The organism is Nostoc sp. KVJ3 (genome assembly GCF_026127265.1).
GTDB lineage: Bacteria > Cyanobacteriota > Cyanobacteriia > Cyanobacteriales > Nostocaceae > Nostoc.
The window spans coordinates 2,864,835-2,887,075 of record NZ_WWFG01000002.1; the positions used below are offsets into that span (position 1 = coordinate 2,864,835).

At 40.6% G+C, this 22,241-nt stretch carries 18 protein-coding genes, 1 tRNA gene, 1 pseudogene and 1 other annotated feature; of the genes and pseudogenes, 10 read left to right on the plus strand and 10 right to left on the minus strand.

Annotation, left to right across the window (positions count from 1 at the left end; genetic code table 11):
• Positions 1-269: 269 nt before the first annotated feature.
• Positions 270-1,823, plus strand: coding sequence for a cation:proton antiporter (locus tag GTQ43_RS28265; protein ID WP_265275992.1), 1,554 nt, complete (start codon positions 270-272; stop codon positions 1,821-1,823).
• A 219-nt stretch (positions 1,824-2,042) separates the two neighbouring features.
• Here the strand turns inward: GTQ43_RS28265 and metH are convergent, their stop codons facing one another.
• Together metH and GTQ43_RS28275 are read right to left on the minus strand one after the other, a co-directional pair.
• Positions 2,043-5,573: a methionine synthase gene (gene metH / locus GTQ43_RS28270; RefSeq protein ID WP_265275993.1), complete on the minus strand. Its 3,531-nt coding sequence runs from the start codon at positions 5,571-5,573 to the stop codon at positions 2,043-2,045.
• Positions 5,574-5,887: 314 nt separating this feature from the next.
• Complete coding sequence (locus GTQ43_RS28275) at positions 5,888-6,832, minus strand: glycosyltransferase family 2 protein (RefSeq protein WP_265275994.1); 945 nt, start codon at positions 6,830-6,832, stop codon at positions 5,888-5,890.
• A 159-nt stretch (positions 6,833-6,991) separates the two neighbouring features.
• Here GTQ43_RS28275 and rplS point away from each other — a divergent pair, with 159 nt between their 5' ends.
• From rplS to GTQ43_RS28320, 9 genes are all read left to right on the plus strand, one after another.
• Positions 6,992-7,354, plus strand: a complete 363-nt coding sequence (rplS, locus tag GTQ43_RS28280) for a 50S ribosomal protein L19 (RefSeq protein ID WP_094344808.1) — start codon at positions 6,992-6,994, stop codon at positions 7,352-7,354.
• A gap of 153 nt (positions 7,355-7,507) precedes the next feature.
• Positions 7,508-7,580: transfer RNA gene (locus tag GTQ43_RS28285), tRNA-Trp, on the plus strand.
• A 678-nt stretch (positions 7,581-8,258) separates the two neighbouring features.
• Positions 8,259-8,480: a preprotein translocase subunit SecE gene (gene secE, locus GTQ43_RS28290; RefSeq protein WP_094331819.1), complete on the plus strand. Its 222-nt coding sequence runs from the start codon at positions 8,259-8,261 to the stop codon at positions 8,478-8,480.
• Positions 8,480-9,121 carry a transcription termination/antitermination protein NusG gene (nusG, locus tag GTQ43_RS28295; RefSeq protein ID WP_265275995.1) on the plus strand — a complete coding sequence of 214 codons (642 nt, stop codon included), beginning with the start codon at positions 8,480-8,482 and terminating at the stop codon, positions 9,119-9,121. Before secE ends, nusG begins: the two co-directional genes overlap by 1 nt.
• A gap of 6 nt (positions 9,122-9,127) precedes the next feature.
• Positions 9,128-9,553, plus strand: coding sequence for a 50S ribosomal protein L11 (rplK, locus tag GTQ43_RS28300; protein ID WP_012412092.1), 426 nt, complete (start codon positions 9,128-9,130; stop codon positions 9,551-9,553).
• A 99-nt stretch (positions 9,554-9,652) separates the two neighbouring features.
• The gene (gene rplA, locus GTQ43_RS28305) at positions 9,653-10,366 is read left to right on the plus strand and encodes a 50S ribosomal protein L1 (RefSeq protein ID WP_265275996.1); all 714 of its coding nucleotides are present in this window, start codon (positions 9,653-9,655) and stop codon (positions 10,364-10,366) included.
• An 83-nt stretch (positions 10,367-10,449) separates the two neighbouring features.
• Positions 10,450-10,619, plus strand: a sequence feature (ribosomal protein L10 leader region).
• A gap of 63 nt (positions 10,620-10,682) precedes the next feature.
• Positions 10,683-11,297, plus strand: coding sequence for a 50S ribosomal protein L10 (rplJ, locus tag GTQ43_RS28310; RefSeq protein ID WP_265275997.1), 615 nt, complete (start codon positions 10,683-10,685; stop codon positions 11,295-11,297).
• A 134-nt stretch (positions 11,298-11,431) separates the two neighbouring features.
• On the plus strand, positions 11,432-11,821 hold the full coding sequence (rplL, locus tag GTQ43_RS28315; RefSeq protein ID WP_265275998.1) for a 50S ribosomal protein L7/L12: 390 nt from the start codon (positions 11,432-11,434) through the stop codon (positions 11,819-11,821).
• Positions 11,822-12,610: 789 nt separating this feature from the next.
• The gene (locus tag GTQ43_RS28320; protein ID WP_265276000.1) at positions 12,611-13,312 is read left to right on the plus strand and encodes a hypothetical protein; all 702 of its coding nucleotides are present in this window, start codon (positions 12,611-12,613) and stop codon (positions 13,310-13,312) included.
• Positions 13,313-13,523: 211 nt separating this feature from the next.
• On the opposite strand, the gene GTQ43_RS28325 is transcribed toward GTQ43_RS28320, so the two are convergent.
• From GTQ43_RS28325 to GTQ43_RS28350, 8 genes and pseudogenes are all read right to left on the minus strand, one after another.
• Positions 13,524-15,017, minus strand: coding sequence for a radical SAM/SPASM domain-containing protein (locus GTQ43_RS28325; RefSeq protein WP_265276001.1), 1,494 nt, complete (start codon positions 15,015-15,017; stop codon positions 13,524-13,526).
• A complete protein-coding gene (locus GTQ43_RS28330) occupies positions 15,010-17,802 on the minus strand; it encodes a tetratricopeptide repeat protein (protein WP_265276002.1) in 2,793 nt (930 codons plus the stop codon). The genes GTQ43_RS28325 and GTQ43_RS28330 overlap by 8 nt, the downstream gene beginning before the upstream one ends.
• 14 nt (positions 17,803-17,816) lie before the next feature.
• A complete protein-coding gene (locus GTQ43_RS28335) occupies positions 17,817-19,475 on the minus strand; it encodes an ATP-binding protein (protein WP_265276003.1) in 1,659 nt (552 codons plus the stop codon).
• Between the two features lie 5 nt (positions 19,476-19,480).
• A complete protein-coding gene (locus GTQ43_RS41855; RefSeq protein WP_414859158.1) occupies positions 19,481-19,573 on the minus strand; it encodes a hypothetical protein in 93 nt (30 codons plus the stop codon).
• Between the two features lie 11 nt (positions 19,574-19,584).
• Positions 19,585-19,647 (minus strand): annotated as a pseudogene (locus tag GTQ43_RS41860) (hypothetical protein); the annotation flags it as partial.
• A gap of 6 nt (positions 19,648-19,653) precedes the next feature.
• The gene (locus GTQ43_RS28340) at positions 19,654-20,805 is read right to left on the minus strand and encodes a trypsin-like peptidase domain-containing protein (RefSeq protein WP_265276004.1); all 1,152 of its coding nucleotides are present in this window, start codon (positions 20,803-20,805) and stop codon (positions 19,654-19,656) included.
• A 6-nt stretch (positions 20,806-20,811) separates the two neighbouring features.
• On the minus strand, positions 20,812-21,153 hold the full coding sequence (locus GTQ43_RS28345; protein ID WP_265276005.1) for a CU044_2847 family protein: 342 nt from the start codon (positions 21,151-21,153) through the stop codon (positions 20,812-20,814).
• 825 nt (positions 21,154-21,978) lie between these two features.
• Positions 21,979-22,116, minus strand: a complete 138-nt coding sequence (locus GTQ43_RS28350) for a hypothetical protein (RefSeq protein WP_265276006.1) — start codon at positions 22,114-22,116, stop codon at positions 21,979-21,981.
• Positions 22,117-22,241: the final 125 nt, after the last annotated feature.

Below are 22,241 nucleotides of genomic sequence, written 5' to 3' on the forward strand. Positions count from 1 at the left end.
AAACATACTGAGGTCTACAGAAATCCTAAATCATTCATGAAAAGTTAGATCCCTAATAACTTTTACGAAGTTGGGGATTTAGACACCACGAATTTTCAGAAATCAAGCCCTTGCTCTGTAACCTTGATTCGCCACCCATTCACTTTAAATTTTGAAGTTGGTCAAGTGGGAGAAGTTCGACCTTCTGAACCCGTGCACTAAAGTTGCTAATTTGGCGGCAGTCAGGTAAGAATCTATCAATAAAGTCCAAATAGCTTTAAACCGTAATAGTGGATGTTACCGAATTAGTCAAAGTTTTAATTATTCTCTTGCTTCTTGCTACAGGTGTAGCTTTGCTATCCCGGCGATTGCGAATTCCTTATGTCACGGGTTTAGTATTGGCAGGTTTACCAATCACTGAGCTATTATCGCGTCCTATTGGTTTAAATCCTTCCCTTGTTTTGAATCTTTTCTTACCAATTCTCATCTTTGAAGCGGGTATTAATACTGATGTCAGCCGCCTCCGCAGCACATTTAAACCAATTGCCCTGCTAGCTGGGCCTGGGGCTGTGCTTTCCAGTGGGATTATTGCCGTCCTGGTAAAATTTGGGCTGGGACTGAGTTGGATACCTGCCTTATTTGTCGGAGTGATTTTGGCAAACACTGATACTGTTTCCATGATTGCCGTCTTTAAGGAGATACCCGTACCCTCTCGGCTTTCTACCATCGTTGAAGGAGAAACCCTATTCAATGATGCAGCTGCCCTAGTTTCCTTCAACCTGATTTTGCAATTATATTCAACAGGTTCACTCACATTTCTAGAGGGAATTCAACAACTACTATTTATCTTTGTTGGAGGCTGCCTTGTGGGGTTAGTCTTGGGCTACTTGAGTATACCTGTATTCGCCCGTTTAGATGATGCTCTTAGTAGTTTATTACTGACAGTTGCAGTTGCATTGGGAACTTTTCAGGTTGGGCAATCTCTCGGTGTATCGGGTGCTGTAGCCGTAGTTGTCGCAGGATTAATTTTCGGGAATTTAGGGCTTTCTCGCAATACTTCTGCTTCTAGTCGCATCACCCTGTTGAGTTTCTGGGAATATGCCAGTTTTACTGTCAACACCTTTATTTTTCTGCTAATTGGTGTAGAAATAAACTTGGTAACACTCTGGAAAACTTTACCTGCAATTTTACTTGCAGTTTTAGCTTATCAAATCGGGCGATTTCTGACAGTTTATCCACTGCTAGCATTGGTTCGTTGGATTGACCGCCCAATTCCACTGCGCTGGCAACATTTACTCTTTTTAGGTAACATCAAAGGTTCGCTCTCAATGGCTTTGGCATTGAGCTTACCAGCCACATTACCAGGGCGAGAAGTCCTCATTGCTATAGTCTTCGGTAGTGTATTGGTGTCGTTAGTGGGACAGGGTTTAAGTTTGCCTTGGGTAGTAAAACGCTTAAAATTATCTAAATTTTCCGAAGCTCAACAACAGGTTGAAGAATTACAAGCTCAGTTAATGACAGGTAAGGCAGCACAAGATGAATTAGATAGCCTGTTGAAATCAGGAGTGTTACCAAAAGCAGTTTATGAAGAGATGCGTTCAGGTTATCAGGTAAGAATTGCCAGTGCAGAAAAGACACTGCGGGAACTATATAATCGTCGCCCGGATGAGTTGGATGGCAAAAGTGGCAACAGTGGTAAATTGGATGCCATTCGCCGCCGTTTATTACTAGCAGAAAAAGGAGCGCTTAATGAAGCTATGCGAAAGCGAATTCTCTCAGAAGAAATTGTGCGTGGACGGATACAAATTCTTGATGAACAATTGCTGAACTTAGAAGATGAGTAAGTAGTTGTTGGAGACAGTAAAAAACAGTCCTGAGTAAAGAAGTAAGATTTTTTTTAACCCCTTAACTCTGTGTTCTCTGTGCCTCTGCGGTTAAATGAAAGATTTTTTAACCGCAGAGGCGCGGAGGGCACAGAGAGAAAAAGAGATTTTAGCAGTGACCTTGAAAGGGCTTGTCCTCATCACCTTCTCCCAAGTTGGGAAAAGGGGAATTGGAGGTTTCTAGGCACTAAAGTATTTTGCTACTGGGTGGTAAGTAATAATTGCAGTGGTAGATTGTTCTGGATAAAGTTGTTCGCTTTCATCCATATACAATTTAATCCTGTCAGTCTGCAATAAATCCAGTTGCTTGTATTGGTCTTGGATATTCGGGCAAGCGGGATACCCAAAACTATACCGTGAGCCACGATAGCGTTGTGCTAATATATCCCGGATATTGTCGGGTTCTTCAGCAGTAAAACCTAACTCTCGACGAATTCTGGCGTGTGTCCACTCGGCTATCGCCTCTGCAACCTGCACCGCCATTCCGTGAAAATACAGGTAATCGGTGTATTGATTGGCAGCAAATAGCTTTTGAGCAAACTCAGTTGCAATCTCTCCGACAGTCACTGCTTGCATCGGGAAGACATCTATAATTCCCGATTCCTTTGGTGCAAAGAAATCTGCTATGCACAGCCGCCTTAAGGATTTTTGTCTGGGAAACTCGAAAGTTGTAACCTGCTGTGATTGATTCTCTGAATCATATACATGAAGAGAATTCCCTTCAGACTGACAAGGAAAATACCCATAAATCACCTGGGGATGCAACAAATTCTCTTCAATAATTCGCTGTTTCCAAGTTTCTAAAACTGGGTACACTTTCTCTGCTAAGAAAGCCTGATATTCTTCCTTAGATTGTTCCTTTGGCTTACGGAATTGCCACTGTCCTGCAATTAAAGCTTGTAAATCTAAGTGCCAGAATATTTCCTCAATGGGAATATCACTAGGCTGCAACAACTGTGTTCCCCAGAAAGGTGGTGTCGGGCGTTCAATATCTATCGCTACCGCATCAGAACGTCTCGTATCTAATACTTTTGGTTCAGCAGATATTTTTTCCTCAGCATTTGTAGTTACTGATTCTTTGTTACCATTCGTCGAAACTTCAGCCGTTTCAACTTCGTTCAAAAATCCCTGCAAATCTTCCCAGTTACCAGCAGCTTTAGCTGGCATTAATTTATCCATGAAGTGCAAGTCAGAAAAGGCATCTTTGCCATAAACGACTTTACCCTTGTAGGTGTTTTGGCAATCTTCATACACAAATTTTGGAGTCAGCGCCGCACCTCCTAAAATTACGGGGACACTAATTCCCTTTTCGTTGAATACCTCCAAATTCTCTTTCATGAAGGCAGTGGATTTTACCAGCAAACCACTCATCGCAATACAATCAGCTTTGTGCTGTTCGTAAGCGTTGATGATGTTTTCTACCGGCTGTTTAATTCCCAGGTTAATCACCTTGTAGCCGTTGTTGGACAAGATGATATCTACCAAGTTTTTACCAATGTCGTGGACATCGCCTTTAACTGTGGCAATGATAAAGGTTCCCTTGGCGTTGTTTCCTGATTCTGATTTTTCCATGAAGGGTTCTAAAAACGCAACTGCCGCCTTCATAGTTTCGGCAGATTGCAAAACAAAGGGTAACTGCATTTGTCCAGAACCGAATAATTCCCCGACAACTTTCATGCCATCTAGCAGGAAGGTGTTGATAATTTCTAAGGGGGGATGTTCTTCTAAGGCTTTTTTGAGATGTTCTTCTAAGCCAATGCGTTCGCCGTCGATGATGTGACGCTTGAGACGTTCGGGAATGGGGAGACTTTCATCTAAGGAGCGATCGCGTTTTGTTGTTACCCCAGCAAATGCTGTGGTAAGCTCTCCCAAGGGATCGTATACACAAACATTACCCTCAAACTTCCGCTCATCATAAATCAACTGCCGACAAATTTCTTGATGGCGTTCGTCAATCTTCGAGAGCGGTAAAATCTTGTTAGCGCTGACAATGGCTGCATCCATTCCCGCCGTTGTCGCCTCGTGCAAAAACACTGAGTTCAGCACCATCCGCGAGGCTGGATTTAACCCAAAGGAAATATTGGAAACACCCAAAATCACGTGACATCCAGGCAATCCTTGACGAATGCGCCGGATGGATTCAATTGTCGCCTTACCGTTTTCTCGGTCTTCTTCAATCCCGGTGGAAATTGGTAACGCGAGGGTATCAAAGAATATTTCTGTGGGTGGTATGCCATATTCTACAGCTTGACGGTAGGCGCGTTGTGCGATCGCAAACTTTTTATCTGCTGTCCGCGCCATCCCATCTTCATCGATAGTACCAATGATTACACCAGCACCGTATTTTTTCGCCAACTCCAGCACCTTTAAAAAGCGCGGTTCCCCATCTTCGTAGTTGGTGGAGTTCAGCAAACACTTACCACCGGCAACCTTTAAACCTGCCTCCATCTTTTCCCATTCGGTGGAGTCAAGCATTAACGGCAGTGTCACATTATTAACAATGCGCGAAACTAATTCGTGCATATCCCGTACACCGTCGCGTCCTACATAATCAACGTTGACATCGAGGATGTGTGCGCCTTCTTTGACTTGCGCCCTCGCCATTGAAACGAGTCCATCCCAATCTTCGGCATTTAGCAAATCGCGGCACTTCTTGGAACCACTGGCGTTGAGACGCTCGCCCACAATCAAGAAGGAATTATCTTGATCGTAAGGTTGAGTGGTATAAATTGATGCGGCTGCTGGTTCCAAGCTAGGGTGTCTAACTTTTGGCTTCAGGTCTTTAGCAAGTTCTGCCAATTGTTGAATGTGTTCTGGACGCGTCCCACAGCAACCCCCGATCACTTGGACACCCAAATCTTCAACAAAATGCATTAATGACATCCGTAATTCCAACGGGGTCAAACGGTAATGTGCTTGACCGCCGACGTTCTCAGGTAAACCTGCGTTGGGAATACAGGAAACGATGAAAGGCGAATGTTCTGCCAGATACTTGATATGTGGTTTCATCAAGTCTGGGCCAGTGGCACAGTTTAAACCGAGAATGTCAATTGGGTAAGGTGCCAAAATTGTCAGCACAGCACTGATTTCTGAACCAACCAACATTGTGCCCATGCTTTCCATTGTCACAGACACCATCAACGGTCTGCGATCGCCTTTTTTGGCAAACACTTCTTCAATGGCATTCAACGCCGCCTTAATTTGCAGCACATCTTGGCAAGTTTCCACCAAAAATAAATCGACACCACCATCCCACAGCGCTTCTGCTTGTTCGGCAAAAGTAGCTTTCATGGTGTCAAAGTCAATATGTCCCAAGGTAGGAAGTTTAGTTGTGGGGCCGATGGAACCTGCCACAAACCGGGGTTTTTCTGGCGTGGAAAATTCCGCAGCCACACGCTTCGCTAATTCTGCGGCTGTCTTGCTGAGGTAGTAGGCTTGGTCTGCCAAGTCATATTCTGCCAGCACCAGGGACGTACTACCAAAGGTATCGGTTTCAATGACATCAGCACCAGCAGCGAGAAAGTCACGGTGAACCTTAGCCACAGCTTCGGGTTTGGTGTGGACTAAATATTCATTACAACCTTCATACTGTGGGCCGCCGAAGTCTTCAGCAGTCAAGTTTTGGGTTTGTAGGTTGGTTCCCATTGCCCCGTCGAAAACGAGGACTGGGCTATCTGGACTACGCAACCGTTCAAGGAAAGAATGAGTCATGTTTTCCTAGAATAATTTGGGTCAGTCGGATAATATTCGACTTACTTTATTATTTTCCCAAATTGTGATATTTGTTGCAGCCTTTAATAAAGTCTGGTTTTATTTATCAGAAAATTGGGTCTAAAACCCCGTCGTTCTACGTGGCTTATTGATAATCACCTGGCTCAAATCAAATCAAAACAAAACCTTGCCTACTAAGACTTATATCTTACCCAGGCAAGGATTTTATTTTTATCTGCTATAATATTTTGGGTTTTGTGTATCGATAAAAGCTCAGTTTGTAATCCTGAAAACCATCACTAACGCTTAAAAAATTAGGACTCAATCAACACAAGCTTGCGAACCTGAGAATTGTTTCCCTGAGAGCGGCGTGAGGAGGCAGCAGTTAGCAAAAACTTCCAAGACTGAGGAGAAAGTATAGACGCATCTATCATTGAAAAAAAGCTCTTGAGATTTTTTTGTTTCAGTGCTACTAAAATCCAATGGAGTTTTAGATAATTTTTGATATCCTGAAACACGGGAATCTTTGAGCGATGTTGCTCATTTACCAAGGCGTAAATTTTCTCCTTCATCAAAATATTTGTCGCCAACCGCCGAGACAAAGAGAACTTTTGATTATACGCACCAGGCCAGATAGTGCGGTAAGCAAGACACTGATTAAAGAAAATAGCATCACCAAACTGGGCAATGCGAATCCACGAATCGATGTCATCACAGTTAGCATCGAGTGTGGAGTCCCAACCACCAGTTTGTAGAAAAGCATCACGACGGCAAGCTACTTGTACAGGTGTGCCAAAGGGTACAAGCTCTAACAGCATACCGTAATGAATATCGGCTTGGGGGATATAAAAAGCTAAACCGGGGCCAACTTGTGGGGTGCGAGAGAGTTCAACTTCATTACCATCCACCTGAGCCGCCACACAAGAGCAGATTACAGCATTGGGACGAAGTGCGATCGCTTTAGCCATCTCTTCTATACAGTTGGGAGCTAAATAGTCATCATCATCTAAAAACTTAATCCAATCGCCGCTAGCTTTGGCAACTCCAGCATTTACCGTTGCTGCATGGCCAAGGTTCACTTCATTCCGATGGTAAACAACCTTATCCCCTAAGCTTTTGAGATAGGTTTGGGTATCATCAGAAGAACAATCATCGGCAACTACCACCTCACACTCAATGGTTTGGTTCCGAGCCGACTCAATTGCTCTTTGCAGCAAGTTCAAGCGATTATAAGTACTGATGACGACGCTAAATTTCATAAATTTCCACTTCTGGTACAGCATTTTGCAATATAGCTTCGATTTATCGAGTCTTGTCTCAGTAAAATTATCAATCTCTAATAAGTAGAAGTAGACTGAAATAGGATTATCGATTTATGATTGATGATCGTGGGTTTTTTTTAAGCAGACAGAAAGACTATGAGCGCTCAAGAGATTATCCGCTCCATTGAAGCGGAACAGCTAAAATCAGGTTTGCCCGACATTTATGTGGGCGACACCGTAAAAGTAGGAGTGAAAATTAAAGAAGGCGAAAAATACCGGGTACAACCCTACGAAGGAGTAGTAATTGCCAAACGCAATGGTGGCATCAACGAAACTATTACAGTCCGTAAGGTTTTTCAAGGTGTAGGCGTTGAGCGGGTATTTCTGTTGCATTCTCCGCGCATTGACAGCATTAAGGTGTTACGTCGTGGTAAGGTACGCCGTGCTAAACTATATTATCTCCGCGATCGCGTAGGTAAGGCAACCCGGATTAAACAACGGTTTGACCGCCCTTTGTGATTCTGACTTCTTTCATGATGGGAGAAATCTCAAGCGGCATCTGCCGCTGACTTGTTTTCTCTAAAAAATTGAAGTATGATAGAAATCGCGTGTTGCGTTCAACTAAAAACTAAAATTTAGTTCAGCGCAATGACTGAATCAAAAACAGCTTGTGCGCTCTTAGTTCAGTTGGTAGAACGCAGGTCTCCAAAACCTGATGTCGGGGGTTCAAGTCCTCCAGGGCGCGCTCAAGAGCAAAAAACAAAGCCCGAAATAATTACGCAGTTTCTAATTTAGCAGCTAGCGTTAATGGTTTCGGGTAAATTTATTGTATTTGCAGTTGTTTTGCTTTCAGTTAACTTGTCGCGGAAGTCCCACTTTCAATGTACTCATAAGGTGAGGATTGTGAGCGGGGGGTGAGGATTGCATCCAGTGTTGTTTTTTTGCTGACGCAAAAAAACAACACTGGATGTATGACGAAGCGCAAAGTGCGGTCTTGGGGTCTCCCCCGCCGAAGGATGCGCGGAGCGCTGTAGAGGAGCAACTTTGCAAGACAGCGCCAAAATTTTCAGATAAAATTATTAGGTCTTGGCCACCAATGCCGTAAGCGAAAACCAAGCTGTATAGGTAAGTGTTACAAGAAAAAATTTGGGTCTTGGGAACCAGGACTCCTGCCCTTGGAGGGAATGTAAGACCAATAAAACTACGCAGTTCTGGAGGCTATTCCCGATGAATTGGGAAGCCCCGTCCGTCTTAGGGTGGGGTAGTTCACCTAAGTAAAATAGAGTCGAAACTGCAAAACTGGATAACCGAATTTTAGATTTCTTCTCAATCCAAAATCTTAAATTGATTACTTTGGACTGAAATGGAATAAATCTAAAATCCAAAATCCAAAATTGACTAAGAAACCGGGGGATAAACGGTCGTGGCTAAAAAAAGTGAAGCAGAATTGCCAGAAACTACAAATGGGTTTAGCTTAGGCAACTTCATCCAGGGAACCAAAGAAGAACTTGACAAAGTAGTTTGGCCCAGTCGGAAACAGATAGTGAGCGAATCCGCCGCTGTGTTGTTAATGGTGGCACTCTCCGCATCTTTGATATACTTGGTCGATGGATTGTTTGGTTGGGCAGCAAAACAGGTGTTCTGATGACTTTTGCAACAGACGAACCTCGCAACTCCACGTTGCAGTCGGAGGAAACAGGAGAAACAGCAGAATCAGCGTCAAAAGAAGCACGCTGGTATGCTGTGCAAGTAGCTTCAGGCTGTGAAAAGCGTGTAAAGACTAACTTGGAGCAACGCATTCAAACTTTTGATGTAGCTGACAAAATTATCCAGGTAGAAATTCCGCAAACGCCGGCGGTGAAAATCCGCAAAGATGGCAGTCGCCAGCATACAGAAGAAAAAGTTTTTCCTGGCTATGTGCTGGTGCGGATGATGATGGATGATGATACCTGGCAGGTGGTACGAAACACCTCTCATGTAATTAACTTTGTCGGTTCAGAGCAAAAACGTGGTAGCAGCAAGGGTCGCGGTCATGTCCACCCCATACCACTGAGTGCTTCAGAAGTTGAACGTATATTCAAACAAACCAGCGAACAAGAAGCTGTTGTCAAAATTGACATGGCGACTGGTGATAAGATCATGGTGCTTTCTGGGCCATTTAAAGACTTTGAAGGCGAGGTGATTGAAGTCTCTCCAGAACGGAGTAAACTAAAAGCCTTGCTCTCAATTTTCGGCAGGGATACACCAGTAGAATTGGAATTTAATCAGGTAGAGAAACAGAGTTAAATACAAATGGCGAAGAAAGTAGTGGCGGTCATTAAACTGGCCCTGAATGCTGGAAAAGCCAACCCAGCACCACCAGTTGGGCCCGCCTTGGGTCAACATGGTGTTAACATCATGATGTTCTGCAAAGAGTACAACGCCAAAACAGCAGACCAAGCTGGAATGGTGATACCTGTAGAGATTTCGGTTTTTGAAGACCGGAGTTTTACCTTTGTACTCAAAACGCCACCAGCATCAGTGCTGATTCGGAAGGCGGCGAAGGTTGAAAAAGGCTCCAATGAACCCAACAAAAAGAAGGTTGGGTCAATAACTAAAGCACAATTGCAAGAAATAGCCCAAACGAAACTCCCCGACCTCAATGCCAACGACATCGACGCGGCAATGAAGATTGTGGCAGGAACTGCTAAGAATATGGGTATAACAGTCAAAGATTAGTCATTAGTCATTAGTAAAAAAAATGACAAAGGACAAAGACTCATAACTAAAAATTATCGGGGGAGAGGCGAAGCTTCGGAATTACCCCAGGAGAACAAAATGGCAAAAATATCGCGTCGTTTGCAGACGCTACAAGCAAAAGTAGAAGATAAGGACTATCATCCTTTAGAGGCTTTAGCCCTTCTCAAAGACACAGCAACAGCTAAATTTGTTGAAGCTGCCGAAGCTCATATCCGGCTGGGAATTGACCCCAAATATACAGACCAACAGTTGCGGACAACGGTAGCACTGCCTAAAGGTACTGGACAAATCGTTCGGGTGGCGGTGATAGCCAGAGGCGAAAAGGTAAATGAAGCCAGCAACGCCGGTGCTGATATAGTCGGTTCAGAAGAACTGATTGACGAAATCCAGAAAGGTAGAATGGATTTTGACAAGCTGATTGCTACGCCCGATGTCATGCCACAAGTGGCAAAGCTGGGTAAGTTGCTTGGGCCCCGTGGTTTGATGCCATCGCCCAAGGGTGGAACCGTAACATTTGATTTAGCAGGTGCGATCGCAGAATTCAAAGCTGGTAAACTAGAATTCCGAGCCGACAGAACTGGTATTGTTCATGTTATGTTTGGTAAGGCAACATTCTCGCCTGAAGATTTATTAGTTAACCTGAAGGCATTGCAGGAGACGATTGACCGTAACCGTCCTTCAGGAGCTAAAGGTCGTTATTGGCGCACATTTTATGTGTCAGCCACAATGGGGCCATCAATTAAAATTGATGTCACCGCCCTACGAGATTTGAAACTGAGCGAAGCAGCGTAAAAGGGAATAGGGAATAGAGAATAGGGAGTAGGAAATAAAATAATTCCCCCACTCACTATTCCCCACTCCCCACTCCCCCTTGAGAAATTAAATAGGCAAAGCCGGAGACAGCAGGTAGCTAATAGCTTAAATATCCTGCCGAGGTTAAAACTCTAATTGTCAAAATTACCACCCCGAAAGGCGTGATAACTATGGCATCACGAGTCTTAATACTCAACCCCGGCTAAATTAGTCGGGGTTTGTTGTTTGGGTTCAGGTTGAGAAGAAACGTACAAGTAGGGTACTTCCCCGATTGTTTTAAGGAGGTGAGATTGGAATGGGTAGAACACTAGAAAATAAAAAAGAGATAGTAGCTGACCTCAAAGAAACTTTGAGTAATTCAACTCTGGCACTGGTAATTGACTATCAGGGACTAACAGTTTCGGAAATCACAGATTTACGGCGGCGGCTACGTCCTAGTGGCACTGTTTGTAAGGTGACGAAGAATACTCTGATGGGCATTGCCATTAAAGATGATGCAAAATGGCAACCCCTGTCAGAATTACTCAATGGTGCTTCCGCCTTTTTGCTGGTAAAGGAAGATTTCTCATCGGCAATTAAGGCATATCAAGAATTCCAAAAAGTCACCAAGAAGACAGAACTTCGTGGTGGTGTACTGGAAGGTCGCCTACTCAAAGAACCTGATGTCAAGGTACTGGGAGACTTGCCATCTAAGGAACAACTCATTGCTCAAATTGCTGGAGCTATCAACGCCTTGGCTACGAAGATTGCTGTGGGTATCAACGAAGTTCCTGGTTCACTGGCTCGTGCTTTGCAAGCTGTGGCCGACCAAGAGCAAAGTGGTGGTAGCACCGAAACTGCTGCTGTCCAAGATAGCAGCGCCGAAACCGCAACTGTTGCTGATAGCAGTAATGAACCTGCTGCTGAATAGACTGGTTCATCAGTCAAGAGGAGGCAGTGTGGTCTTGGGGTCTCCCCAAGTGGAGCAACTGCCGGTCAAAAGTCTATAGTTAAAGACCAATGACTCATGACAAATAAATAATCAAAATTACAGGAGTTATATCAATGTCTGCTGCAACCGATCAAATTTTAGAACAACTAAAAACCCTTTCTTTACTGGAAGCTTCTGAGTTAGTCAAGCAAATTGAAGAAGCTTTTGGTGTAAGTGCTGCTGCACCCGTTGGCGTAGCATTCGCAGGCCCTGGCGCTGCTGCTGCTCCTGCTGAAGAAGCTGTGGAGCAAACTGAGTTTGAAGTGATTCTTGATTCAGTCCCAGCTGATAAGAAGATTGCCGTGCTGAAGATTGTCCGGGAATTGACCGGTTTGGGTCTGAAAGAAGCGAAAGACTTGGTAGAAGCTGCACCCAAGGCAGTTAAAGAAGGTATTGCTAAGGATGCTGCTGAAGATGCTAAGAAGCGCATCGAAGAAGCTGGCGGTAAGGTGACTATCAAGTAGTCACAATTCTATTACCGGTTTTTGATTAAGGAGCCTGAGTCAGGCTCCTTTTTTTTATTCCTATATTCATGCAGGGGACTATGGAATTGATGCCATTGAAGCTATTTCTAGCAGAAGGCATATAGCACCTGCGTAAATGCTTCAAGGAGGAAAAGCATCAATTTAAACATTTTCAGTATTCTTTTATTGCAGCAGATGTTGATGATGAAGTGTTTTGGCTTTTCGCAGACAGAATTACTAGCAACTTAGGCAGCGCGAGGCAAGCAATAGTATTTAACAGCGTCAGGAATATACCATCAATTAAACTCATGTGCGATCGTCTTGATTTCAAAATTGGTGTTTACTATATTTTTAGTTTGAAACAAAATTAGTATAATTGCTTCAAAACAGTATTTTGATTTCTTTTGTTGGATATAACCTAACTAAATACATTCTTATAACTTCAAGATGACTTAGTAAAATCTCTCTTTTCTCTGTGTATCTGCGGTTAAAAAGTAATTATTTTAACTACATAGGTGCAGATAACACAGAGGCAAGAAATTAAGGGTCTAAAATTGTTATCCACCTTAAAAGGGCTAGTAGTCTGTCAAGCTAGTTTTGAGGGTTTGTAGTAAGCACTTTAGTGCTTATAAAATAAGGACTTCAGTCCTTACTACGGACTTTCTTACCCATCAATTTAAACTTGACAGACTACTAGCTTTAAATAGTATTTTCTTGACAAGATTAAATTAATTACTATAGTCTATTAACTTATACGCATCTCAGTAGAACAAATAATACAAAATAATCATGAGCAAGAAAGTTAGCATTTTGATAGTAGCAGTATTGCTTGCAAGTTATACAGCAGTAAAACCTGCAACTGCGATAGAAAAAAATTCTACTTTTCTTGCTAAGAATATTAGCTTTATAGCTCCGGCTCAAATTAAAATAGCACAGGCTGTAGAACCTAGAGTTATTAAACTTCGTCTAGCAGATTCTGGTGTTTCAGTAGGAAGTGTTTTGTCTTGGGGATTTGCTGGTTTGATTCAAAAAAGATCGACTGATTGGGTTCGTTTAGAAATCAGTGATAATCAAGTAAAAGTAGTACATACAACAAGAACAACTAATTGGTTAACTCAGGTTTCTAAATGGTGGGATCATCCTGTCAGAAAAATTGCTTTTAAGCCAGATTCTTGTAAAGTAGATAATGTGTCAAATCAAGGTGGTTCAGATATAGAAACCCAACTAAGAGATATAAAAAAGCTATACGATTCTAAACTAATCACTGAGCAACAGTATCAAGAATTACAGCATAAAATTATTAATCAAATAAATACAACGCCAAACCAACCTTCCACTAGCAACTCGGAATGTGTTCTCTTAGGAGAAAATGCAACAGTGCAACTAAAAGATATTAGTCTAGTGACTAAAGGAGAATTTAAAATTGAATATTTAGAAGGTAATGAATGGAAATATGCAGCTTTTAGAGTACCAGAAAAAGAATATCATTAGCACCCTATAATCCAATACGGTTGGGTTAAGGGTTATTGGTGTAAATAATCGGTCTTTGAAGAAGCGATAAACGCGTCTCTACATCAGGGTGTTGGGCTTATCTGAACCGTATTGTCCTATAATCCAATACGGGTTTAGTTAAGCATTTTTTTCTTCTCTCTGTGTCGCGCCAGTTGCATCTCCTTTAACGCATCTTTATACAGAATTGGTATTAACTATATTTGAGAATGCGTAAGCCTTCTAGTCGGAGAGCTTCAGGATAAAGAGCTTTATAAATATTGCAATTTGGAGATTGAATATCGTAACGACCTGTAGCCTTAAACGTTGCTAAAGGACAACCACCTGTACACCAATATTTCCACTCACATGTCCGACAACCTTCTTTTTCTTCAACGTACAAATTCTGAATACCTGGTTTATCTTGTCGCACCACACTTAAAGGATCTTGAGTGTCAACTGAGGATACAGTTTTATGTAGCTGCATCTGGCATTTGGCAATTTTTCCTTGGTAATCAAATACGAGATAGCTTTGTCCAACTCCACAAGTTCGTTTATGAGCAGATGATAAATTAGCACGATCGACTAATGAACCTAATAAGCTGCGATTAGGTAATTTCAATTCTATAATTTTGAAGGCTGCCAACATTCCCTTAATCAGCCGAGATTCTTCTAGTTGCAAGTCTTCGTAAGAAGCTGACAGTTCATTTTCCCGATAAAAATTTAAACTAAAGGGCAAATTATGCTCTAATATCCATTCAATCAGATTGGGTAATCCTTCTGCATTCCGCCCGCTAACAGTGATGGAAATATCGGGTATAAGCCCATTTTGCAAAGCAATTTTAATGCCCCGTTCAACATCTTGAAATGAACCCTTTCCACCTGCATAAGTTCGTTGGATATTGTGGAAATCTGATAATCCATCTAGTGAAATCATTAGACGCAGATTCAATATTTGAAGCATCTCAATAATCTCAGGTGTAATCAATGTTCCATTGCTGAGAACAACTCCATCTAATATAATGTCTCTTTCTTTACTAAGGGATTGAGCATACAAATGCAAATCCTTAATTAAAGGAGAGCATAATAATGCTTCTCCTCCAGCATACTTTAGTTTGACGCGGCGATAATTATTTAAGCTAGCAGAGCGAAATGTAGATTCAATAGCTGCTCTACCTATATCTATTGACATATCTCTCGCTAAATGAGGAAGGTAGCAGTAGTCACATCTTAAGTTACAGCGATCGGTGATATGTAACCATGCTGATAAAGTTTCTGGTATTTCATTTAGGTTAAATGAGCTATTATTTTTAGGAACAATTAAACGGGCTTGATATAGTTCCTGAATAGCTGTCTGTAAGTCTATTTGATTAATGTGAGAATTCTCTGTTGTGATATCATCTAATTTATGAGGATTGGTAAATAGATATAGTAAATATAATGCGGATTGATTTAAAACTACTACTTTATGATCGATTCCATAGCAGATAGAGTAAGTATCATCTAGATTAATTATTTGTGAATTGGGAGATATCACAAACTCTGTCTCCAATATTCCCAGAGATAATGATATATCTGAGCTTAATTCTGCTAAAGGGGATAAGTCACAGGCACAGTCTCCTCCATCACAATCACATTGCCCAGTTGGTACGCAGGTAGAATTGAGAGAAACTAAAATTTTAGGTCGATCAATTTTTTTATTAAGCATGAGAAGATGGCTGTTTTGTTGCACGGATTCTAGTCAGGAACATTTGTTGATCGCACCATTCTTTAAGAGCTTTATTGTTTTGCCACTGATGTTTGAGTTGCTGGATTAGAGTTTTAGAAAGTTCTATAGGCAACCGTTCGATTTTCTTTTGCAGCAGATTTAACTCATGTTTAATCGAATACGGCCCAAAACCTCCATCCTGGAAGATTTTGGGTATGCCTTGAGCATATTTTGCAAAGGCAGAATCGTAGTTTGCTTGTTGAAATGCTACATCACCTTCTATCCGTAATATTCGACCAAAGTACAGTTGATAGGTATTTTGATATGACTGGAAGCGATCGCTAAGTTCTCGTGCATAATCTGAAATATGCTTGTATGCTTTTGCATAATAATCAAACTCTGCTTTCCCTACTAGGCTATCGATGGCATATCGCGTGTCATTATACTCTAGACTAGTCTGGTAAGAGCGCTCGTTGAGTTTGAGAGCTTGTTCTTGCAGAGAGCGATCGCACTTTTGAAACCCAAGATGCCAATAGACACTGGCCGTTTGGTGCAAAATTTTAGGTAATTCCTCTTCAAGTCCGTATTTATCTGCTAGTTTCAGGCTTTTTTCTAAAGCATCTTGAGCAAGACTTAGCACATTGAGATCCCACTGTACTTGTGTCACATCCCAAACGGCTTCATTTACTACCTCAGCACTAAACCACTGATTTAAGCCTAATTGAAAGTATGCCCTACACAATATTCGATTATCGTTTTCTTCATTGTCGCAACGGCTTAACGCTCGTTCAAGTAGCTGTTTAGCTTTAATATAATTACCATTATCTACCAAAATAGCAGCAGAGGCAATTTCGGCATCGGCTATTTCGCGCTCACTTTCAACACTAGACCACATATCAATGGCTGCCTTAAAACACTGTTCAGCCTTTACGTAATCTTTTTGTTGTCCGTACAAAAATCCTAAGTTATTCTGAATGCTAGCCATAACTTGAGTTAAGCCTTTATCAGGTATGTCAACTTCCATCGCAGCATCCCAACCTAGTTTGTAATATTTTTCAGCTTCGTTAAACTTGTTGAGTTGTCGATAAAGATAACCAACTTGGTTAGCTACGCGAGGTATAGCAGATGATAGCCTGTTTCCTTGAACTAGGGATAAACACTCTTGCTGATATTTCAAAGCTTCGTCATAAAGATGTAACTTGGTATTCAGTATTCCTAAGACATTATAAATATCTGCCTTATGAGAAGAATTAGAAGATTGTTCAGATAGTATACCCTCCAGTTTTTTCACCTCATATTCTGTTGTACTCTTGTCTTTAAGGGCGTGAACAATCCTTGATTCAAAAATAATCAGTCTAAGTTTTTGATCGGGGTTTAGGTCTTTTTCAAACTGTTTAAGAAGTGTTAATAATTGCTTGACAAAGCTAATTTTCTTGGCTTGAGTACGAATTGTATTAGTAACTTTATACCAAGTCTCAAAGCCTATTATCAGATCGGCATATAAAGCATTCCATAGCCATCGCGTAGTATTGAATTCTCGTAATTGTTTTAGTTCTTCAATTAGAAACTCAATATTGGCTACTTTATGAGAATCATCAGAGGAAAGTTGAACCTCCAATATCCTTTTTTGTGGCCCTAGCTGATAATCTTTTTGCTCAAAATATTTAGCAGCAATCCGACTATCTCGTTTTCTCCATTCAAAATCTGGGTCAATATCTGTCCACACATATTTATCAACCAAGTCTCGCACAATATCATGTAATGATATTTGATTACCACTCATTACTGGTTTGATAAAAAAGTAGCTTTGGGCATCAATAAATAATTTTTCAGCATCTTCCATCGATAGTTCTAATAAATTAGCAATATCATAACTATCTAATGGGTAGATACGTGAAAGTAACAGGGTTAGCCTGTCCATTGATGTCCGAAGCTGTGTAATATGACGAACCATTTCAGCTTCAAATCCGCCTGTTTTTTCCAACCTGGTTGGAATAGTTTCTATATCTTCACTCTCTAACCAATCTGGAATAACTTCTCGATAAGCATACTCTACTCCAAATTCAATCATGATGGGGCTGCCACCAGAAAGAACTATGATTTTTTCAACTAAGTCTTTCCCAAGATTGAAGTGAAGTTGCTCCTCTTTAGAAATAATGTATGTCTGCACATCCTCATGAGTAAATTCATTTAACTCAAAATAAGTTAATTCTTCTTCCTTAAATGACTTTTTTAGAATTGGACGAGCAACGCTAGGGCGACCTGCTAAAATAAATACGGTGTTATCTAGTTGCTGGCATAAATTAGCGATATATTCCCAAACTTCCGCTCTTATTTCTGGTTGTCCTAACTTCTCAACCGTATCAATTAGAAATACTAGTCTCTGTTGTCTGGATTTTCGATTAATTTCATCTACTAAAAACTTTTCAATTTGTCTGCGTTCTTCTTGGTATGCGATTTCACTGAGGTGGTTTTCATCTTCTCTTAGTTGTCGTAACCTGAGTAGCCATTCTTGATATGTATTATCATACAATTGCTTGGCAATTTGAGTGCATAAATCTTCTGCATCATTAAAAATAGGGGTATCGCAATCAATAATTTCACTTGTCCCGATTTGAATTTGATTGAGGCGGTTTTGTAATTCATTAAGCAACCAAGTTTTGCCAATTCCACCTCGACCTTCTACTAAAACAACATGCAGTGTGTTAGTTTTTTGAACGAGGGAAATAATTCTATTTAGATGTTCTTCACGACCAACAAATTCTAATTTATCTATTTCAAACATAATAGACTCCTAAGTTAGTTATTTTGAATAGCTTCATCAAGCTTATGAATTAAATATCTATAGGGTGTATCATTATATTCGTCATTGTGGAGGTAGTAATTGACAAGAAACTGAAATTCCCAGTCATGCTCTACTTCAGATTTAAGGGTAGACAGAAATTCGTGGGTTTGTTCTCGGTCTGTATTGCGGAATATTCCAATAGTTTCTTCAACGGTTTCATCAAAGAAAGTTCTGCGAAGCTCTTGTCGATAAGCCAAACTATCAGCACCACAATTGATAAATCCAGCATGTTGCTGAAGGCTTTGAAAAAAATACTGCATTGACCAAGTTCCCGCCACAGCAGAATCATTCTTGGATTTAAGCTCATGAACATATTCCCAGCAAATTTGAGCCGCTTCGCTACAAAGCTTTTGAAAGCTATCAGGCGAACTTTCTCGGAGAAGACCAATAACTAGCAACCGACGGGTCATTCCATCTTTTATAATCGTTTTGTCACGAGTAAAAATTGATGTTTTTGTCAGTTCAGCATTTAATTTAAAACTATCGTCACTGAAAGGTAACTGAAATCTCCGAACGGCTTCCTTTAAGATCCAATGACCATTTAGTATGGGAAATATACTCAGTTTTTCAATAGATTCATAAAGATGATTATTTTCTTTTATCAAACTTTCTTTAATCTGATCTCTACATTGTCTGAGGGTTCTTTCCCATATTTTGCTGCCATAACTATTTAAAAACCAATTAACTGTATAATCGCCGCTTCTATAAACTTTTAAGGCTTCAGCAATACACCCTGGATGCCCACCAGTTAAATATAATAAGTGTCCTGCCAATAGAGATAGACTTTCAGAAGTCATTTCGATTGGCTTGAGATATTTTGTTGCTGTATCCTGAATTACTTCCCAATTAAAAGGAGAGAGGGTTAGTTTAGGAAAAACTCTATCAGAGGGGAGATCGGTAAGACAGCGAGCTGCTATTACAACTCGAAGACTCTTGGAATTATCTTTAAAAAATTGTAATTCTTTCAAACATTTTTCAATTCTCCATCCTAGCTGTTTAAGCTGATCAAAAATTTCGTTTAAACGTTGTTTGTTTGGAGCATTTCCATCTAGATCGATTAGCAGTACAATGCCTTTTTGACCCTGCGATTGCCATTTAGCCCAATTCCTATGTAATAATAAACCTAAGCGCTCTCCCGAAGGTAATTCATGCCCTTCTTGGATCTGAAGATTGAGAGAACTAGCTAATTCCTTTTCTAAGTCTTCAATATTTTGATCGCCTGACATAGAGGCATAAGCACAACACCATCGCAATTCTTGAAACCGCTTCTGTATCTGTTTGAGAAATTCTGTTTTTCCGTAACCTTTGGGAGCCGTTATCAGACGATAGGTAGGGGAATTAGTTGCTGTAATATCATTAATTGCAGCATCCCGATTAGTGAATGGGATTTTATCAAAATCAACTGGCTCTAGGGATTTTTGATTTAACTGGCTTAACTCTGATTCAGCCTGTTCTATTGCATCGAATTTATTATCAATTTGCCTTTGTAATTTATTTTTATCTACATCATTAAGCGTCCACCCTATTTGTTTACTGATACTTTCAATCTCAGTTTTTAAACTGGCTATTGAATGCTCTAGATAGTTTTTTCGTGACTCTGAGGAATTTTTCATTGTATTTAGATGCCATTAAGTTCGCTTTCTACTCGTTCAAGTTCTTGTAGTATGATGTTGATTTGCCGTTGAATGATATTGCGATCGCTCTGGCAAATGTATGATTAAATTTATTTTGGAGTGTCTCATAATCACTACTTAGAATATCCAAGCGTTGTTGTAAAGTTTTGATTTTGAGTTATTGTACCTGACGAGGTTGTTGATTTAGCTGCTTTAACTCTGATTCAGCTTTTTCTATTTCGTCGAATCTATCATCAAGTTGCCTTTGCAATTTATTCTTATCTACATCATTAAGCGTCCACCCTATTTGGTTTCCGAGACTTTCAATCTCAGTTTTTAAACGGGCTATTAACTGCTCTAGATAGTTCTTTCGGAAATCTGAAGAATTGATTTTGAGTTGTTGTACCTGACGAGGTTGTTGATTTAGCTGGTTTAACTCCGATTCAGCTTTTTCTATTTCGCCGAATTTATCATCAAGTTGCCTTTGCAATTTATTCTTATCTACATCATTAAGCGTCCACCCTATTTGGTTTCCGAGACTTTCAATCTCAGTTTTTAAACGGGCTATTGAATGCTCTAGATAGTTCTTTCGGAAATCTGAAGAATTGATTTTGATTTGTTGTACCCGGCTTGGACTGTTCTGAGTATGTGCATTTGATGAAATCGGCAAGGTTATTTCATCCCATGCTTTGCTCAATACATCCGCCGGAATCATGAAAGCAGTCTTGATATCTTGTCGCTGTTTCTCCGCCGCCACAGCCATACCAACCACTCCTGCAAGAGTTTCATCCCATATAGGCGCACCACTAAAGCCCGGTTCTACTCTGTAGCCAGTTACCTTACTATCTTCCAGTTGCACCCATCCCTTTCCTTGCCCATCTCGCAACACCCCTGTAGACCAAACGCCATCATTGTGTCCGTGAGGAAAACCGAATATGCGGAAAGGATGCCCCCAGATGTTACTAGCTGAGATTAGCTTGATAGGTTGCGCTTCATGAGGCAACTGCCCTTCTATTTGCAACCCAGCAATATCTTCTGGTTCGGAACTTGATACGTTGTTGACAACAGGCTGCCAAAAAACAACTTTAGCTTTTAGCTTTTGTCCTGATGCAATTAGCGGGAAATCGAAGTAAATATGATTAATAGGAATTTCAACTATATCCTGTGGTAAAAATAGAGCCGAGGTAACAACATGAGCGCATGTCAGGATATAATTTTGACTTCGCCCCGATACTAAAAAACCTACACCAACTACCGCACCATTGGGATGGAAAATCCGAGCGATCGCTGACCTAAAAGCTGGAATATAATTATCTACAATCGATGCCATACATTACTATGCCTTGTTTTGTTTCCATTTCAAGGTAATTTCGTAGTTAGCTTCACCACTTACAGAAGTAAAAATTGCACCCGCAGCAGCATTTAATTTAATACCAAACTTAACTTCTACCTCATCGGCAGGTGTATTAAGCTGACTCAGTTTGATGATAATTGCTGAAGCTACAGGTTGTATTTCGTCTAATATTTCATCAAATTTCTTTTTAGCTTCAACTACCATTTGTCCAACGTCTGGTCTGGCAACACGGACAAAAGAATTGCTATTTTCTGGCTCATCAATTTCAGCTAAAAACTTTGTACCGTCTTCTAGAGAAAACTCTACGATCTGTTTCCGATTCATGGTGAAACCTGTGATTTTCAATTAATAGCTCAATGTGTAGATAATCAAGATAGTTCGCAGAAATTTTTGTACATAATCTTGTTTATCTCTAAACATCTAGGTGGAAATATAAAGTTTGTAGTTAGGACTTTAGTCCTGATAAATGCTATGAGCGATGAATCGCTCACTACGAACGATGCTTGCTGTAAACTTTTTCTGGGTCAACCCTAGAAGTTTGTGAAGTTTCTTAATAAGCTGACCAACTTCGGGCTGTTTGGGAATTAAAGCTGTTTGGCTCTCATGTAATAGATTTAACAATTAATATATTAATTGTTATATTAGTTATATCTGTACCCTGACTTCAATTAGTAATTATACTGAGTTAGACGCTGGCAAGGAAACAAAGATGTAGTGGAACCAGCAGAATTTCATAAACAAGATCCCCGACTTCTTCAAGAAGTCGGGGATCTGCGGGTTGCAGTGGAAGTATGTACGTACTGTTCAATAGACTTGTGTATAAATGATAAATACTTACAGCATAAAAGTTTTAGGGATTATAGGGGAATAAAGTTAGCGTAGCTGATTGTAGACATCGTTTGACTAAGTAGATGCCTAAACTATGATTTGGAATGCAAATAAACTTTTCCAATTTGGCAAATAGTCCATCAATTCGGAGAACAATTAGAACAAAAATCAGGACTGAATTTGCAGTATTGACTACCTGTCAACGAGTAAGCTGTACAATAAGGAAAGCTCGTCAATTCAACTTTGGCTGTTTGTAATTTTGAACCATTCCGCGACACCTCATTAGGTTGAGTTTTATCCGCCAGAAGAATAGCTACAAGCTTAGGAAACGCCATGCACGCTGCTGCGTTGATGATCGTTAGCAGTATAGCGTCTATCAAATTCATAGGTGATCTCTCCTGTGATAAATAGGCGTAGGCGTAGCCTGTAGTAGACATCGCTGTTTTCAGGTGCAAGCATAATATTATGTGTAGAATTGACCTTTAGTCCATCTATTGCTTGCACTCTATGTAAACTAACTTTAACATAAATTTTTGTGAATATAAAGGTGGAATTCCTGGAATTATTATACACAGAAGGGAATG